The sequence below is a fragment of the Streptomyces sp. JLYT201 genome (assembly GCF_059448825.1).
The window spans coordinates 1,045,806-1,062,271 of sequence record NZ_CM182551.1; the positions used below are offsets into that span (position 1 = coordinate 1,045,806).

18 protein-coding genes are annotated in these 16,466 nt (G+C 74.2%); 9 read left to right on the top strand and 9 right to left on the bottom strand.

Annotated features, from left to right (window positions below; translation table 11 throughout):
• Nucleotides 1-63: 63 nt before the first annotated feature.
• Nucleotides 64-1,572: an MFS transporter gene (locus AC5WAM_RS04465; protein WP_366792057.1), complete on the top strand. Its 1,509-nt coding sequence runs from the start codon at nt 64-66 to the stop codon at nt 1,570-1,572.
• A gap of 70 nt (nt 1,573-1,642) precedes the next feature.
• A complete protein-coding gene (locus tag AC5WAM_RS04470; RefSeq protein WP_495521651.1) occupies nt 1,643-1,981 on the top strand; it encodes a DUF6332 family protein in 339 nt (112 codons plus the stop codon).
• Here AC5WAM_RS04470 and AC5WAM_RS04475 read toward each other — a convergent pair.
• The 4 genes from AC5WAM_RS04475 to AC5WAM_RS04490 all read right to left on the bottom strand — a co-directional run bounded on the left by AC5WAM_RS04475 (nt 1,942) and on the right by AC5WAM_RS04490 (nt 6,019).
• On the bottom strand, nt 1,942-2,607 hold the full coding sequence (locus AC5WAM_RS04475; protein ID WP_366792059.1) for a response regulator: 666 nt from the start codon (nt 2,605-2,607) through the stop codon (nt 1,942-1,944). The two genes, AC5WAM_RS04470 and AC5WAM_RS04475, sit on opposite strands and share 40 nt — an antisense overlap.
• A 22-nt stretch (nt 2,608-2,629) precedes the next feature.
• Nucleotides 2,630-3,907, bottom strand: coding sequence for a sensor histidine kinase (locus AC5WAM_RS04480; RefSeq protein ID WP_366792060.1), 1,278 nt, complete (start codon nt 3,905-3,907; stop codon nt 2,630-2,632).
• 97 nt (nt 3,908-4,004) lie between these two features.
• Nucleotides 4,005-4,586, bottom strand: a complete 582-nt coding sequence (locus AC5WAM_RS04485; RefSeq protein ID WP_366792061.1) for a response regulator — start codon at nt 4,584-4,586, stop codon at nt 4,005-4,007.
• A 230-nt stretch (nt 4,587-4,816) separates the two neighbouring features.
• On the bottom strand, nt 4,817-6,019 hold the full coding sequence (locus AC5WAM_RS04490) for a geranylgeranyl reductase family protein (RefSeq protein WP_495521652.1): 1,203 nt from the start codon (nt 6,017-6,019) through the stop codon (nt 4,817-4,819).
• 218 nt (nt 6,020-6,237) lie between these two features.
• Between AC5WAM_RS04490 and AC5WAM_RS04495 the strand changes: the two genes are divergently transcribed.
• Nucleotides 6,238-7,596 carry a dipeptidase gene (locus AC5WAM_RS04495; RefSeq protein ID WP_495521653.1) on the top strand — a complete coding sequence of 453 codons (1,359 nt, stop codon included), beginning with the start codon at nt 6,238-6,240 and terminating at the stop codon, nt 7,594-7,596.
• A gap of 141 nt (nt 7,597-7,737) precedes the next feature.
• Here AC5WAM_RS04495 and AC5WAM_RS04500 read toward each other — a convergent pair whose 3' ends face one another.
• Together AC5WAM_RS04500 and AC5WAM_RS04505 are read right to left on the bottom strand one after the other, a co-directional pair.
• A complete protein-coding gene (locus AC5WAM_RS04500) occupies nt 7,738-8,409 on the bottom strand; it encodes a response regulator (protein ID WP_495521654.1) in 672 nt (223 codons plus the stop codon).
• A gap of 5 nt (nt 8,410-8,414) precedes the next feature.
• Entirely contained in the window at nt 8,415-9,701 is a 1,287-nt protein-coding gene (locus AC5WAM_RS04505) for a sensor histidine kinase (RefSeq protein ID WP_495521655.1), read from the bottom strand.
• 243 nt (nt 9,702-9,944) lie between these two features.
• Here AC5WAM_RS04505 and AC5WAM_RS04510 point away from each other — a divergent pair, with 243 nt between their 5' ends.
• A complete protein-coding gene (locus AC5WAM_RS04510; protein ID WP_495521656.1) occupies nt 9,945-11,282 on the top strand; it encodes a tannase/feruloyl esterase family alpha/beta hydrolase in 1,338 nt (445 codons plus the stop codon).
• A 113-nt stretch (nt 11,283-11,395) separates the two neighbouring features.
• Nucleotides 11,396-12,112 (top strand): MBL fold metallo-hydrolase, encoded by a 717-nt coding sequence (locus AC5WAM_RS04515; RefSeq protein WP_495523502.1) that lies wholly within the window; start codon nt 11,396-11,398, stop codon nt 12,110-12,112.
• Between the two features lie 422 nt (nt 12,113-12,534).
• Here AC5WAM_RS04515 and AC5WAM_RS04520 read toward each other — a convergent pair whose 3' ends face one another.
• A complete protein-coding gene (locus tag AC5WAM_RS04520) occupies nt 12,535-13,578 on the bottom strand; it encodes an NUDIX hydrolase (RefSeq protein WP_366792068.1) in 1,044 nt (347 codons plus the stop codon).
• Nucleotides 13,579-13,939: 361 nt separating this feature from the next.
• Here AC5WAM_RS04520 and AC5WAM_RS04525 point away from each other — a divergent pair, with 361 nt between their 5' ends.
• The gene (locus AC5WAM_RS04525; protein ID WP_495521657.1) at nt 13,940-14,272 is read left to right on the top strand and encodes an STAS domain-containing protein; all 333 of its coding nucleotides are present in this window, start codon (nt 13,940-13,942) and stop codon (nt 14,270-14,272) included.
• A gap of 42 nt (nt 14,273-14,314) precedes the next feature.
• On the opposite strand, the gene AC5WAM_RS04530 is transcribed toward AC5WAM_RS04525, so the two are convergent.
• Complete coding sequence (locus AC5WAM_RS04530) at nt 14,315-14,392, bottom strand: 50S ribosomal protein bL37 (protein WP_375256634.1); 78 nt, start codon at nt 14,390-14,392, stop codon at nt 14,315-14,317.
• A gap of 127 nt (nt 14,393-14,519) precedes the next feature.
• Nucleotides 14,520-14,927, bottom strand: coding sequence for a MerR family transcriptional regulator (locus AC5WAM_RS04535; protein ID WP_495521658.1), 408 nt, complete (start codon nt 14,925-14,927; stop codon nt 14,520-14,522).
• A gap of 58 nt (nt 14,928-14,985) precedes the next feature.
• On the opposite strand from AC5WAM_RS04535, the gene AC5WAM_RS04540 reads away from it, so the two are divergent.
• The 3 genes from AC5WAM_RS04540 to AC5WAM_RS04550 all read left to right on the top strand — a co-directional run bounded on the left by AC5WAM_RS04540 (nt 14,986) and on the right by AC5WAM_RS04550 (nt 16,414).
• Nucleotides 14,986-15,900, top strand: coding sequence for an NAD(P)-dependent oxidoreductase (locus tag AC5WAM_RS04540; RefSeq protein WP_495521659.1), 915 nt, complete (start codon nt 14,986-14,988; stop codon nt 15,898-15,900).
• A gap of 129 nt (nt 15,901-16,029) precedes the next feature.
• Nucleotides 16,030-16,227, top strand: a complete 198-nt coding sequence (locus AC5WAM_RS04545) for a hypothetical protein (RefSeq protein WP_366792072.1) — start codon at nt 16,030-16,032, stop codon at nt 16,225-16,227.
• Nucleotides 16,228-16,285: 58 nt separating this feature from the next.
• Nucleotides 16,286-16,414: a hypothetical protein gene (locus AC5WAM_RS04550; RefSeq protein ID WP_366792073.1), complete on the top strand. Its 129-nt coding sequence runs from the start codon at nt 16,286-16,288 to the stop codon at nt 16,412-16,414.
• The last annotated feature ends 52 nt before the right edge of the window (nt 16,415-16,466 follow it).

Genomic DNA, 16,466 nt, shown 5'->3' on the forward strand with positions numbered 1-16,466 from the left:
GGGATTATTGCATCGGAATTAAATGCACTTGCAGTCAATGCATATGCATGTACTGTGCTCCGCATGACTTCACCGGTCTCCCCTGTCCCCCATGCCTCCGCGTCGGCGGAGCGCTGGACCCCACGCCTGTGGGGCACGCTGCTCGTCCTGTGTGCCGCGATGTTCCTGGACGCCCTCGACGTCTCGATGGTCGGCGTCGCCCTGCCCTCCATCGGCTCGGACCTGGATCTCTCCACCTCGTCCCTGCAGTGGGTCGTCAGCGGCTACATCCTCGGCTACGGCGGTCTGCTGCTGCTCGGCGGCCGCGCCGCCGACCTCCTCGGCCGCCGCGAGGTCTTCCTCATCGCCCTCGGCGTCTTCGCCGTCACCTCCCTGTTCGGAGGGCTCGTCGACTCCGGGCCGCTGCTCATCGCCAGCCGCTTCGTGAAGGGCCTGAGCGCCGCGTTCACCGCGCCCGCGGGCCTGTCGATCATCACCACGACCTTCGCCGAGGGCCCGGTCCGCAACCGCGCCCTGTCCATCTACACCACCTGCGCCGCCACCGGCTTCTCGCTGGGCCTCGTCCTGTCGGGCGTGCTCACCGAGGTCAGCTGGCGCCTGACCATGCTGCTGCCCGCGCCGATCGCCGTCATCGCGCTCGTCGCCGGTCTCAAGCTCATCCCGCGCTCCGCCCGCGAGGCGAACCGCGGCGGCTACGACGTGCCGGGCGCCGTCACCGGCACGGCGTCGATGCTGCTGCTCGTCTTCACCGTCGTCCAGGCCCCCGAGGTCGGCTGGGCCTCCGCCCGCACGCTGCTGTCGTTCCTGGCCGTGGCGGTGCTCCTCGCCGCCTTCGTCGCCATCGAGCTGCGCACCGCGAGCCCGCTGATCCGCCTCGGCGTCCTGCGCTCGGGGGCGCAGGTCCGCGCCCAGCTCGGCGCGGTGACGTTCTTCGGCGGCTACGTCTCGTTCCAGTTCATCGCCACCCAGTACCTCCAGTCGCTGCTCGGCTGGTCGGCCCTGGAGACGGCGCTCGCCTTCCTGCCCGCGGGCGTGATCGTGGCCCTGTCCGCCACGAAGATCGCCGGGGTCATCGACCGGTTCGGCACCACCCGGGTCATCGTGACCGGCTTCGCGCTGCTCGTCGCGTCGTACGCGCTGTTCCTGCGCATCGACCTGACGCCGACGTACGTCGCGGTCATCCTGCCCTCGATGGTGCTGCTCGGCGTCGCGTGCGCCCTGGTCTTCCCCTCGCTCAACATCCAGGCCACCAACGGCGTGGCCGACCACGAGCAGGGCATGGTCTCGGGCCTGCTCAACACCTCGATCCAGGTGGGCGGCGCGGTCATCCTCGCGATCACCACCGCGGTCATCACGGCCTCCGGCAAGGGTGCGCCCGAGACCGGCGCCTCGCCCGCGGAGGTCCTCGACAGCTACCGCCCGGGCCTGGTCCTGGTGACGGCCTTCGCGGTCGCCGGTCTGCTCATCAACCTCACCGGCCTGCGCGCGCGGCGCAGGCAGCGGACGATTCCCGTCGCCTCGTCGCAGCCGCGGACGGACGCCCCGCGCGAGCGGGTCACCGTCGGCGACTGACCACGACCGGCCCCGGGGCCCGGCGGGCGGTTTCTTGCCCGCCGGGCCCCGGCCCTGTGACACTCCCCGTATGAATGACATGGGGGACACCGTCGGACAAGGCCGACGGAGCCAGGCCGAGCGGGACGCGGTCACGGTCGAGATCGGATACGCGCTCGCGAGCGCGGCGGCGGCCGCCGCGCTCGTCTTCATGGCCCTCGCAGGCGGGCCCATCCTGGTCTTCGGCCTGTCGGGCGGCACCGCGCGGGCGCTCACGGTCGTGGGCGTGACGCTCGCCGCCCTCGTGTTCGTCGTCCGCGTCGTCACCGTCCTGTGGCGCTTCGCCGAGCGGTGGCGGGCGCGCCGCGCGGCCCTTCCCGGCCTGCCCGCTCAGCCCAGCCAGCCGGGGCGGACCAGGCCCGACTCATAGGCCAGGACGACCAGTTGGGCGCGGTCGCGGGCACCCAGCTTCACCATCGTGCGGCTCACATGCGTCTTGGCGGTGAGCGGGCTGACGACGAGGCGGCGCGCGATCTCCTCGTTGGACAGGCCGATGCCGACCAGGGCCATCACCTCCCGCTCCCGCTCGGTGAGGTCGGCGAGCGCCCCGGCGGCCGCCGGTTCCTTGGAGCGCGCGGCGAACTCCCCGATGAGGCGGCGCGTCACACCGGGCGAGAGCAGCGCGTCGCCCGCGACCACAGCCCGCACCGCGCGCAGCAGTTCGTCGGGCTCGGTGTCCTTCACCAGGAAGCCCGAGGCACCGGAGCGGATCGCCTCGAAGACGTACTCGTCGAGCTCGAACGTGGTGAGCATGACCACCCGGACGCCGTCGAGGTCCGGCTCTCCGGTGATCCGGCGGGTGGCCTCCAGGCCGTCGAGCAGCGGCATGCGGATGTCCATCAGGACGACGTCGGGCCGCAGCTCCCGCACCTTGCGCACCGCCTCCTCGCCGTCCGGGGCCTCGCCCGCCACCTCGATGTCCGCCTGGGCGTCGAGCAGCGCCTTGAACCCCGCGCGGACCAACGACTGGTCGTCGGCGAGCAGTACGCGGATCACGGGGCCTCCTGGGGTGTGGTGCTCACTGGTCGTCGTGCCGGTCCCGGCCGGGCCGTGCGGCACCGGTGGTGGGCAGCACCGCCGTCACGCGGAAGCCGCCGTCGGGGCGCGGACCCGCCTCCATGGTGCCCTTGAGCGCGGCGGCCCGCTCCCGCATGCCGGCCAGGCCGTTGCCGCTGCCGCCCGCGTCCGCGCCGGTGGCGGGGCCGTCGTCGTCGACGCGCAGGGTCACGCAGCCCGGGGCGTGGCGCACCAGGACACGGGCCCGCCGCGAACCGGAATGGCGTACGACGTTGGTGAGCGCCTCCTGGACGATGCGGAAGGCGGCCAGGTCCACGCCGGGCGGCAGCGGGCCGCCGCGGCCCTCCCTGGTGACGGTCACCGTCAGGCCGGTGCTCCCCGCCTGCTCGACGAGTTCGGGCAGCCGGTCCAGGCCCGGGGCCGGGGCGCGCGGGGCGGCTCCCGGGGCCCGCAGGGTGTCGAGGACCTGGCGGACCTCGCCGAGGGCCTCCTTGCTGGCGGCCTTGATCGTGGTCAGGGCGGTTCTGGCCTGCTCGGGGTCGGAGTCGAGCAGGGCGAGGCCCACACCGGCCTGCACGTTGATGACGGAGATGCTGTGGGCCAGGACGTCGTGCAGCTCGCGGGCCATCCGCAGGCGCTCCTCGTCGGCGCGGCGCCGGGCCGCGAGCGCCCGCTCGGCGCGCTCCTTGGCCCACTGCTCGCGGCGGGTGCGGGCCAGCTCCGCGACCGCGACGGTCGCCACCACCCAGACGGCGACGACCAGTTCCTCGCCCCAGCCGAGCGCCCCGTCCCCGTCCGGCGGCAGCCAGCGGTACAGCACCTGCGTGACCAGGATCTGCCCGGCCCACCACAGGCCGACGGCGCCCCACGCCGCCCGCCGGTGCCCCGCGACGACCGCCGCGAAGCAGCCGACCGCGACCGTGAGGAGCACGGGCCCGTACGGATATCCGGCGCCCAGGTAGACCAGGGTGACCACGGCGGTGACGTAGGCCACGGCCACGGGGCGGCGGTGGCGCAGCAGCAGGGGGCCCGACGCGAGCAGGAGCAGCGCCCGTGCGAACGCGTCGACCCCCTCGCGCTCGGGCTGGCCGTGCGCCGCGAAGCCCGTGCCGATCTGGATGAACACCGTGAGCAGCACGGTCGTCAGCCAGGGCAGGCGGCGCCCGGCCGCGGCAGGCTCGTCGGCGCCCCGCCACCGCCACCACGGCGGCCCCTGCCGCCACACCGGTGGTCCGCTCCGGGGCGGGCCGGGACACCCGCGTCCGCGCTGTTCGTCCATGGCGGCCACGCTAGACGGCGGCCGGGGCGCCGGGCGTCCGCCAGGCGTGGCGATCAGGCGTACTCCCGGCGGAGTACGCCACGCGCGCGCCCGGCGGTCAGTCCGTCGGCAGCGGTCTTCGGCGCGCCGGCCCCTTGGGCTGGGAGGGCACGCGGACCTGTACGGCGTCCGGCGCGGCGGGGGAGTCGGACGGCGGCTTGGGCCCGCCCCGGCGGGCCGGTTTGCCCGCGGCGGGGCGCACGCCGTCGAGGCTCCGGGAGCGATAGCCGTCGACCTCGGCCTGGAGGGCGCGCAGCCGCTGGTAGGTGTCGTAGAGGTAGCGCACCTTGGTGCGCAGCGTCCACGGGTCGACGGGCTTCACGACGATGTCGGCCACGCCGAGGCGCAGGGCCGTCGCCGACAGCTCCTGGCTCACGTCGAAGCCGGTCAGGAGGATGATCGGCAGGAGCTGCGTCTGCTCCACGCCCCGTACGTAACGCACCACGTCCAAACCGTCGACGCCGGGCATGCGCACATCGAGCAGGGCCACGGCGATGTGGCCGCGGAGTATCTCCTTGAGGGCGTCGTCCCCGTTGGTCGCGCACGTCGTCTCATAGCCGAGCGGAGCCAGCGCGCTTTCGAGCGCGAAGAGGTAATCCTCGTGGTCGTCCACGACGAGGATCTTCGAGTGCGACGGCATGTGTGGAGCCCCCTCATCCGAGCTAACCAGCCTATGCCCATGGCGAGTTGGAGAAACCTTCATGCGAAACGCTAGACGACTTCTCATTCTTCACAAGCCGATCACCGCACTCGGCCGCTCCACGCGTTTCCCTCCAGGGGGCGTGCGGCACGGGCGCACGCGTGGGAGCGGGGCCGTCGGGGCGGGCGCGCGGGGCGTCCTTGTGCCCGCCGCCCGCCCCGGTCTCGGCGCTACCGGTCGAGCTTGCCGAGCACGCGGCCCGCCATCGGGTGCGTGCGCACGATCTCGGCGAGCGTCGTCCGGCCGCTGGTGATCTTCGCGAACGCGTTCCACGCCGGGCGGAAGCCCGTGATCGCCGTGTGCAGGAGGCCCGGACGCCGCTCGAAGACGGCCAGCATGCGCCGCCCGACGCTCATCTCCACGCCGAGGCCCGCCTTGACGGCGAACGCGTAGTTCAGCGCCTGGCGGCGGGCGTCCACCGCGTCGTGCGCCTCCGCGATGCGCACCGCCCACTCCCCCGCGAGACGGCCCGAGCGCAGCGCGAACGAGATGCCCTCGCGGGTCCACGGCTCAAGGAGGCCCGCCGCGTCGCCGCACACCAGGACCCGGCCGCGGGACAGCGGCGAGTCGTCGCTGCGGCAGCGCGTGAGGTGACCGGAGGAGATGCTCGGCTCGAAGCCCGAAAGGCCGAGCCGGGCGATGAAGTCCTCCAAATAGCGCTTCGTCGCGGCACCTTCGCCGCGCGCGGAGATCACGCCGACGGTCAGCGTGTCGCCCTTGGGGAACACCCAGCCGTAACTGCCGGGCATCGGGCCCCAGTCGATGAGCACCCGGCCCGCCCAGTCCTCGGCGACCGTCGCGGGCACGGGGATCTCCGCCTCCAGGCCGAGGTCCACCTGGTCCAGCTTCACCCCGACGTGCGCTCCTATGCGGCTCGCGCTGCCGTCGGCGCCCACGACCGCGCGCGCCAGGACCGTCTCGCCGCCCTGGAGGACGACCGCGACCGTGCGCCGGTCCGGCACGGCCGGGCCGTGCTGCTCGACGCGCGCCACGGTGACGCCGGTGCGCACCTCGGCACCCGCCTTCTGGGCGTGCTCCACGAGCTGCTGGTCGAACTCCGGCCGGTTGATGAGCCCGAAGAGCATCTTCCGCGAGCGGCGGGTGCGGGAGAACTTGCCGTCCAGGGTGAACGTGACCGCGTGCACCCGGTCCCGCAGGGGCAGCTCGAAGCCCGGGGGCAGCGCGTCCCGCGAGGGGCCGATGATGCCTCCGCCGCACGTCTTGTACCGCGGCAGTTCGGCCTTCTCCAGGACCAGGACGCTGCGTCCCGCGACGGCCGCCGCATAGGCCGCGGAGGCTCCCGCGGGGCCCGCGCCGACCACGACGACGTCCCACACCTGCCGCGGGTCGTCCGCTGACTTCTCGCTGCTCACGTTGGTCTTACGCTCCTGATCCCCGTCTTGGCCGCGCTGTCCTTGCTCTCTGGAGGGCATCCTACGGCGCACGCCCGCGCGATCCTCCTGTGGGAGGATCAGCAACGTGCACACCGCACGCACCGTGCCCACAGGCCACGCGCGCGGCGCACCCGAGACCACCGCGAACCGCGTCACCCGTCCCCAAGGACAACGTCGCACCTACGAGGAGCGTGCCCATGCCGTCGCATCCGATCGCCGAGACCGTCGCTTCGCTCATGCCGCGGGCGAAGGCGGAGCTCACCGAGCTGGTGGCCTTCAAGTCGGTGGCGGACTTCGAGCAGTATCCGAAGAGCGAGAGCGAGGCCGCAGCGCGCTGGGTGGCCGACGCCCTGCGCACCGAGGGCTTCGAGGACGTCGCGCTCCTCGACACCCCGGACGGCACGCAGTCGGTGTACGGCTACCTGCCGGGCCCCGAGGGCGCCCCGACGGTGCTCCTGTACGCGCACTACGACGTCCAGCCCCCGCTCGACGAGTCCGGCTGGACCACGCCCCCCTTCGAGCTGACCGAGCGCGACGGCCGCTGGTACGGCCGCGGCAGCGCCGACTGCAAGGGCGGCGTGGTCATGCACCTGCTCGCCCTGCGCGCCCTGAAAGCCAACGGCGGCATCCCCGTGGCCGTGAAGTTCATCGCCGAGGGCTCGGAGGAGCAGGGCACGGGCGGCCTGGAGCGGTACGCCGAGGCACACCCCGACCTGCTGCGCGCCGACACCATCGTCATCGGCGACGCGGGCAACTTCCGCGCCGGACTGCCGACGGTCACCGCGACCCTGCGCGGCATGACCCTGGTGCGCGTGGAGGTCGACACGCTCGAAGGCAACCTCCACTCCGGGCAGTTCGGCGGCGCGGCCCCGGACGCCCTCGCGGCCCTCGTGCGCGTCCTGGACTCGCTGCGCGCCGAGGACGGCTCGACGACGGTCGACGGCCTCGACAGCACCGGCGTCTGGGAAGGCCTGCAGTACGCCGAGGACGACTTCCGCAGGGACGCCAAGGTCCTCGACGGCGTGGGCCTCATCGGCGAGGGCACGGTCGCCGACCGCATCTGGGCGCGCCCGGCCGTCACCGTGCTCGGCATCGACTGCCCGCCCGTCGTCGGCGCGACCCCGTCCGTGCAGGCGGGCGCGCGGGCGCTGATCAGCCTGCGGGTGCCGCCGGGCGTGGACGCCGCGGAGGCGACGAAGCTGCTGCGCGCCCACCTGGAGGCGCACACGCCGTGGGGCGCCCGGGTGCGCACGGAGCAGGTCGGCCAGGGCCAGGCCTTCCGCGCGGACGTCACCAGCCCCGCGTACGAGGCGATGGCGGCCGCCCTCAGCGAGGCGTACGACGGCCGGCAGATGCAGGCCTCCGGCATGGGCGGCTCGATCCCGCTGTGCAACACGCTGGGCGCGCTGTACCCGGAGGCGGAGATCCTCCTCATCGGCCTGAGCGAGCCCGAGGCGCAGATCCACGCCGTGAACGAGAGCGTGTCGCCGGACGAGCTGGAGCGCATGTCGGTCGCCGAGGCCCTGTTCCTGCAGCGGTACGCGACCGGGGCCTGACCCCACCCCGATGCCCGGGGCCGCGAACGCGGCCCCGGGCTCCGGCTCCCCCTCCGGAGCCCTACCGTGCCCGGCCGCACCCCCTCGTGTCGTCGGCACGGAGCGCAGGAATCCTTGACCCGCAGCGCAAGGCCCCGGGTCCTACAGCAGACCGCGGTCGCGGGCGTACAGCGCGGCCTGGGCGCGGCCGCGCAGGCCGAGGCGGGTCAGGATGCGCGAGATGTGGTTCTTGACGGTGCCCTCGCTGAGGTAGAGCGCGGCCGCGATCTCGCGGTTGGTGGCCCCGGCGGCGACGAGCCGCAGGATCTCGATCTCACGGGCGGTGGGCGGGCCGCCCGGTTCCACGACGGGCCCGGGCGCCCCGGCGGGCGGCGGCGCGGCCGCGAGACGGCGGGTGACCGCCGGGTCGAGCGGGGCCACGCCCCGGTGTGCGAGCCGTACGGCGTCGGCGAGTTCGGCCGCGGGCAGGCTCTTGAGGAGGTAGCCGACGGCCCCTGCCCGCAGGGCGCGCACCACGTAGTCCTCGTCGTCGAACGTCGTCAGCATGACGACCTTGCAGGCGGGAGCGCGGTCACTGACGGCGGCGACGGCCGTGACGCCGTCCATGCCCGGCATGCGCACGTCCATCAGGATCACGTCGGGCGCCAGCGCCGGCGCGGCGTCGACCGCCCCGGCGCCGTCGGCGGCCGTGCCGACCACCTGGATGCCGGGCTGGATGCCGAGCAGGGACGCGATGCCCTCGCGGACCAGTTCCTGGTCGTCGACGACGAGGACGCGCACGGCGTCGGGGCCGTCGGGGGCCGGGGAGTTCATCGGCTTCACCCCGTAGGCGCTGTGGGCTCGGCGCCGTCCGCGACGCCCGGCACCGGCGGGATTCGGGGCACCGTCGCCGTGAGCGTGGTGCCCTCGCCCGGCGCGCTCCGCACGCGCAGCGCGCCCCCGAGCGGCTGGAGCCGCTCGCGCAAGCCGCGCAGGCCGACGCCGGGGGCGGCCCGCGCGGCGGCCAGGTCGGGGAGGCCGCGGCCGTCGTCGGTGACGGTCAGGCGCGCGGCGGCCGGTCCGTACGCCACGTGGAGGTGGACGTGCGCCGCGTCCGCGTGGCGGCGGGCGTTCGTCAGGGCCTCCTGGGCCGCACGGTACAGCGCGGTCACCTGGCCTTCCCCGTATCCCGTTTCCTGTCCGGCGATGTCGAGGGTGACGTGCGGGCCGCCGCCGTCGGCCGCGTTCCGCACGAGGTCCGTGAGCGCGTCCGAGAGCGAGAACGGCTCCGGCTCCTCGCGCAGGGCCCGCACCGAGCGGCGGGCCTCGTCCAGCGCGCGCCGCGCCGACCAGCGGGCGGCGGCCAGGGCCCGGTCGGACTCCGCGCGGTCGAGGTCGCGGAACGCCTCCGCCTTCTCCACCTGCACGGCGACGGCCGTGAGGTGGTGGCCGATGCTGTCGTGGATCTCGCGGGCGAGCCGGTTGCGCTCCTCGGCCGTGGACAGTTCGGCGACCCGGGCGGCGTAGGCGCGCAACCGGCGCTGGGAGCCGGCGAGTTCGCGCACCGTCGACTCCAGGCGCCACCGGGCGTCCTGCTCCCCCGTCGCGACGGCCGCCATGGACACCGTCAGCACCAGGACGAGGGCGAACATCAGCAGGTCGGAGATCGCTTCGGCGTCCGTGTACCAGCCGTCGGAGGTCAGCGCGTAGCGGCCGAGCAGCACGCCCGCGCAGCCCGCACCGAGCGCGAGGCTCACGCGCCGCCCGAAGGCGAAGTACGCGGTGAAGGGCACGAGCACGAACAAGGCCCGCGACAGGCCCGCGCTGTCGCAGGCCGTCACCGCGAAGAAGAGACCCACGCGCGCGAGGAGCACGCCCGCCGCGAGGCCGCGCGCGACGCCCGAACGCCGGTGGAGCCGCCGCTCGGCCGCGTCCAGGGCGAACAGTGCGGCCAGCGCCGCGACGAATCCCGTGGTGCGCGCGGGGGCCTGGGGCTCGTCCCCGACGAGGTCGTAGTACACGCCCGCGAACAGCACGGCCGCGTAGAGCACGGAGGCCACCCAGGGCGGAGCGTGGCCCGGTCGCACCGGCGACGGCTCCCTCGGATGCCACGGCGTGGTCGTCATCCGCCCTCCCCCACACGGCGTGCGGGTCACGGTACTGGGGGCGGGCGGCGGGCCACGCCCCTTCGGGGGCTCCCGTAGGGGCTCTGGCCGTTCGGCACGTGCCGAACGGCTGGCCGCCGCCCGGGAGAGTGGCCGCCGCTCCGGCCGTCCGGCACTGACCGCCGCCCCCGGCCGCTCCCTAGGGTCTGGCTGCCCCGGCGCTGTCCGCGGCCGGGCCCACGACGAGAACCGGGAGCCTCGCGCATGATCCGTCATCTGGCCGCCATCGCCGCGGCGTTGCTGCTCGCGATGCTCGCCCCCGCCACCACGACCGCGCCGCCGCCGGGAGCCTGCCCCGGCGGGCGGCTGCGCGTCCCCGGCGCCGAGAAGACCGTCGCCGCCTGTCTGCGCGACCTCACCACGGCCGGTACGGTCGCCTCCGGCCACACCGACCCGGCGGACTGGACGGGCCTGGTGGCACCCGGCACCCGCAGCCCGTCGGGCGTGCCCGGCGTGCAGCTCGACGGCTACTTCCCCGACTCGTCGCACACCAACGGCACGCACGGCTGGAACCACGACAGCCAGTTCGTGATCCGTCTGCCCGAGCGCTGGAACGGCGGCCTCGTCGTGGCCGGGCCGCCCGGCGTCCGGGAGCAGTACGCCAACGACCGCACCATCGGCGACCACGTCCTGGCGCGGGGCTACGCGTTCGCGGCCACCGACAAGGGCAACACGGGGCCCGCGCTGTACCGCGACGGCGCACGCCCCGGCGACGCCGTCGCCGAGTGGCACCGGCGCCTGACGCAGCTGACCGTCGCCGCGGAGCGGGTCGCGGCGCGGCACTACGGCCGCGCGCCCCGGCGCACCTACGCGGCGGGCATGTCCATGGGCGGCTACCTGGTGCGCTGGCAGCTGGAGAACGTCCCGTGGCTGTACGACGGCGGGCTCGACTGGGAGGGCGTCCTGTTGACCCGCGACGCGCCCGACCTCCTCTCGACGCTGCCGCCCGCGCTGCGCGCCTACCCACGGCTTCGCGCGGGCGAGCCGGGCGCACGCGAGGCGCTGGCCGCCGCGGGGTACCCGCCGGAGTCCGAGCCCCTGTGGGACACGCACTACCGGACGCAGTGGGACACCTTCCAACGGCTGTTCCGCGAGGAGGTCGACCCCGGCTACGACGGCGCCACCGAGGCCGGTACGCCGTTCTGCCCCGAGGGCACCGGCCGGGGCTGCGACACGGACTACGACTACGCGGCGCGCCCCCGCGCGGTGCACGACACCGTGGGCAGGCTCGCGCTGACCGGCCGCATCGCCCGGCCGCTCCTGACCGTGCACGGCACCCTGGACGCCCTGATCCCCATCGGGCCCGGCTCCGACCGCTACGCGCGGCTCGTCGACGCGGCCCGGCGCGGCCCGCTCCACCGCTACTACCGGATCACCGGGGGCAAGTACGCCGCGCACCCGGACCTCGTCCGCCCCCTGCTGCCGTGCGCGCGCGACGCCTTCGACGCCCTGACGGCCTGGGTGGAGGACGGCACGGCGCCCCCGCGCGGCCGCACGGTGCCGCGCCCGGACGGCGACCCGGTGCACACGTGCGCGCTCTGAGCCCGGCGCGGGCTCCGGCCGGGCCGCTCTGCCGGAAGCAGAACCCGTACGCTCCGGGCGAAGGGCGCTCGCTCCGCAGGCCGCGCCGTCCCTACGGTCACCGCATGAACCCGATCGAGATCATCGAACTCCGGCCCCAGCTGCACCTCTTCCGCTTCTTCGTCGGCCAGGCCTATCTGTGGCGCGACGGCGACGAGCTGACCCTCGTGGACGCGGGCACCCCCGGCTCGGGTCCGGCCGTCGTGGAGGCGATCGAGGGTCTCGGGCTCCGCCCCCGCGACGTGCGGCGCGTCGTCCTGACGCACTTCCACAGCGACCACGCGGGCGGCGCGGGCGAGGTGGCGGCCCTCACCGGCGCCACGGTCCTCGCGCACCGCCTGGACGCGCCCATGGTGCGCGGCGAGGTCCCGGGCCCGGCGCCCGTCCTGGAGGACTGGGAGGTGCCGATCTTCACGGAGGCGTCGAAGAACGTGCCGAAGCCGACCGAGCAGCGGGTGTACGCCGCCGAGGTGAAGGAGGTGACGGACGGCGACGTCCTGCCCTTCGGCGGGGGCGCCCACGTGGTCGGCGCCCCGGGGCACACCCGGGGCAGCATCGGCCTGCACCTGCCGGAGCACGGCGTCCTGTTCACCGGCGACGCCATCGCCAGCACCCCCGAAACGGGCGTGCTCCTCGGCGTGTTCAACCAGGACGCGGCGCAGGCCGTCGCCTCGTTCCACCGGCTCGCCGCCCTTGACTCGGACATGGCGTGTTTCGGTCACGGCGATCCGGTCCGCGCGGACGCGTCGGCGGTCCTGCGGGAGTCGGCGGCGCGGTATGCGCGCGCCTGACACCGCCTGGGCGGGACGGGCGGGGGCGGCGGCCCTCAGCGGCCGATGACCGCCTCCGCCCTGCCAGGGCCACGGCCTGGACGCGAGTGAGCTCCGCGAGCGGCTCGCGGTCCCGCTCGGGACGGCGGGACAGCTCCGGACGGCGGGACGCGGGCGCCCCGCGTCCCGCCCGAGCGGCCCGGGGCAAGCGCGCTTTGAGCGCGCGTTCGCCGTCCGCGAGCACGATGACGGTTTCCCGCCGCCGGAACGCGCCCTTCGGCTTCGCCGCGTGCTTCCGGTCGGCATGGCCTCCCGCGACGCCGTGCGCCACGACGCGATGCCGCGCACGGGAGAGCCGGCCCTGCACACGGTCACGGCCCTGGGGGTGTCGCTCCTCGACGACTGCCCGCCTGACCTGCCGCGCGCCCGGCGCCCGCGCGGGCTCAGTCGCCCACCGGCTCCCCGGCCTCCAGATACAGCGGAACGCCCCGCTCCCGGGCGCGCAGGGCCCAGCGCAGGCGCTCGTAGCGCACCGGCGGCAGGAGCCGGGCGGCCTCCTCCTCGGTGACGAAGCGCCAGTCGCGCAGCTCGGGTCCCGGCAGCAGCAGGCGCTCGGCCTCGGCGCCGTCGAGGACGCCGCCGTCGAAGAGGAAGCGCATCCCGCCGTAGCCGGGCGGCAGCGGCGGCTCCCAGTCGGCGACGAGGAGGCGGGGAGTCCCGGTGAGCCGGATGCCGGTCTCCTCCGCGACCTCGCGCACACCGGCGTGCGCGGGCGCCTCGCCGCGCTCCACGACCCCACCGGGGAACTCCCAGCCCGCCTTGTACGTGGGATCGACGAGCAGCACCCGGTCCCGTTCGTCGAACAGCAGCACGCCCGCGGCCAGCGTCTCGGCGGTGGGCTGCGGGGTCTGCACGATCTCGCAGACGGGGGCGGCTCCGGTGCGCACCGCGTCGGCGATGTGCTCGGCCGTCTCGTACGGCGTCAGGGCGCTGGTGTCGACGCGGTGGGCGTCCGCGCCCAGCCAGACGGCGAGCGCGGTGTGGAAGGGCTCGATGTGGTCGAACGACCATTGGCGAATGCGCAGTTCGCCATCGGGCAGGTCCGGGGGGACTTCGCGTCCGGCTATGCGTTTGCGCAGGATCGTTTCGTCCGGGGCGAGCACCACATGGCGTATCGGTATCCGCCGCGAGGCGAGCCCCCCGAATATCTCGTCCCGGTACTCCTGGCGCAGGAGCGTCATCGGCACCACGAGGACCCCGCCCAGCTCCGCGAGCAGTCCGGCCGCCGTGTCCACCACGAGGCGTCGCCAGATCGGCAGGTCCTGGTAGTCGCTCACCTCGGCGAGTCGCTTGGCGGGCAGCAGCTGCGGCAGGGCGCCGCCGATGACCTCAGGGTCGAACAGCGCGCTGTTCGGGATCAGCTCGATCAGTTCCCGTGCGGCGGATGTCTTTCCCGCACCGAACGCCCCATTGATCCAGACGATCACGTTTCCCCCTCTTCTGTTGGCCCCAAGTGGCTTGCCCGCTACACAGTGCCACGGAAACCAGCACCTGATGAGCGCCGCCGACGCCAGACCAAAAGCCGCCAGATCATGTCAAGTCTCTCGCGGCAACTTCGCCCCATCGAGTGGCACCGCCACCCCACGAATCGTTCCCGCACTGTGGGGCGGGTCCCCGCCCGCTACCGTGATCGGCCAGGCACCCCGGCCCCTGGTGACCTCCTCATTCCGGTTGCTTCACGGCATCCACCCCGGCCTCGCAGCCCGGTCGGGGCCCGCCCTGGGGGGATTAGTGCATCAGGACGAACTGCGCGAATTCGCGTGCGAGATTCCGGACTTACCGCCTCGGGTGTACGAGTCCGGTGGCGGCGTCGTGGTGGAACTGCGCGGCGAGGTCGACCTCGTGGGCTTCCAGCAGGCGGTGCCCGTACTCGATCCCGTCATCGCGGGCTCCGCGGAGACCGTCGTCATCGACCTGACCCACACGACGTTCATCGACTGCTCCGGCCTCGCCCTGCTCATGCGGGCGCGGCGCCGCCTCACGTCGAGGGGCGCCGAGCTGCGGGTCGTGTGCAGCGATCCGATGGCGCTGCGCGTCATGGGCATCACCGGCCTGCGGGTGATCCTCGCGCCGGTGGCGTCGGTGCGCGAGGCACTGGAGCCGCCGGGGCCCGGTACGTAGCCGTCGGACCGGGCGGGGCGGCCCGAAGCCGCCCCGGCCGGGTCAGGACTGCGGACGCTTTCCGTGGTTGGCCGCGTGCTTGCGGCGGGCCTTCTTCTTGCGGCGTCGCTTCGAGGACATGCGTGCTCCTCTCCCTGCTGGTCAGGGCCTGTGCCCGAGCCGGAGTGTGTCTCCACCGTGGCACACCCCCGCCCCACCCGCGATTCGCCGCCCGCCTCGGGCCCCGGCGCCACGCAGAGCGCACACGTCACGCGGCATCCGGCGCGGCGCCCGCGTAGCAGGCGTCCGGGTCGGCGAGCGCGCCCGGCACCGTCGCGTCGATGATCTCGTCGAGACGGGCACGGGCGGCGAGCAGACCGGCGACGGCCTCGTCGATGCGGTCGCGCTCCTTGGTGAGGTCCGGCAGCATCCCGGAACAGCCGGGGGCGAGGACGCCGTCGTCGTCGATCATGCAGGGCAGCAGCTCCGCGATGGTGGCCGTGTTGAGGCCTGCGGCCAGCAGGACGCGGATGCCGCGCACGGTGACCACGTCCTCCTCCGTGTACTCGCGGTATCCACTGGGCCGCCGCGCGGGAGCGAGCAGGCCCTGCTCCTCGTAGTAGCGCAACAGCCGCTGGCTGACGCCGGTCCGCCGGGAGAACTCCCCCATGCGCATGTGATCACCACCACGTCCGTTGACTCTCACATCGATGTGAGAGAGCAGTCTAGGCCGCATGACGCACCACGAAGCATCAGCAGCCACGACCACCCCGGCCCCCGTCTCCGTCGTCGGCCTCGGCCCCATGGGCCTGGTCCTCGCCGAGGTCCTGCTGGCCAAGGGCCACCCCACGACCGTCTGGAACCGCACCGAGGAACGGGCGAGCGGCCTCGTCGCCCAGGGCGCGCGGCTCGCCCCAAGCATCACGGACGCGGTGTCCGCGAGCCCCGTCACGCTCATGTGCCTCAACACCTACGACACGATGTACGAGGTCTTCGCCCCCGCCCACGACGCCCTGCGGGGCCGCGCCCTGGTGAACCTCAACTCCGGTACGCCACAGGAGGTCCGCGCGGCCGTCGCCTGGGCGTCCGAGCTGGGCGCCGGCTATCTCGACGGCGCCATCATGGTGCCGCCGCCGCTGGTGGGGCGGCCCGACGCGGTGTTCCTGTACAGCGGCGACCGCGTCGTCTTCGACGAGCACCTGGCACCCCTGGCGAGCCTCGGCGACCCGCGCTTCCTCGGCACGGACCCGGCCCTGGCCGTCCTGTACAACACGGCCCTGCTGCACATGATGTACGCGAGCGTCAACGGCTTCCTCCAGGCCTCCGCCCTGGTCGGCTCCGCCGGGGTGTCCGCGGTCGACTTCTCGAAGCTCGCCCTCGACTGGTTCGCGCCGACGGTCCTCGACCCGATGCTCGCCCGGTACGCGCCCGCCTTGGACAAGGCCGACTACCCCGGCGAGCTCGGCACGTTGGTGATGAACGCGAACGCCCTGGAGCACATCACGCGGGCCAGCGCGGAGCAGGGCGTCCACACCGACCTGCCACGGCTGATGCACGAGGTCGCCGAACGCGCGATACGTCAGGGCTACGGCGAGCACAACTACCTCGCCGTCTACGAGGTCTTCAAGCAGGCGTCGACCACGCCCTGACCGGGGCCGCTCCTTCGACCGGCACCTGCGGCAGGGCCGGTGCCGGATCGCCACGCCCGGCTGGACGCCTCCTCAACCCGGCGGGATCTTCGTGGTAGTCGTGGAGGTCCAGTCGTCGAGAGGGATGTCATGGCTGACGAGCCTGTGCCTGGCCGGTTGGGCGTGGAGATGCGGGAGGCGGTGTTCCCCGACGGAACGAAGGGCGTGATCACGGTGCGGGCGGGCCTGCCGCAGGCCGAGGTGGACGCCCTCGCGGCCCAGCTCTGGACCGCGACCCCCACCAAGCCGGACGACACCCCGGCACCCCGCGGCCCGTCCGCCCCCTGACGGTGCGATCCGGGACCACGGGCTCGGACGAGCCGCGACCGAGACGAGGACGCCCCACGTGAACTCCCTGGCCCTCTTCCTCCCCGAAGCGGGAGCCATCCCTCCGTGGCTGCGGATCACGGCCGGGGTCGTGGTTCTCGGCCTGGCGGCGCTCCGCGTCTGGTTCTCCATCCGGCGTCGGCGGTAGCCCGCTCGCCCTCGCCCGGGCCCGTACGGTCGCAGCGCACCCCGGCACGGAC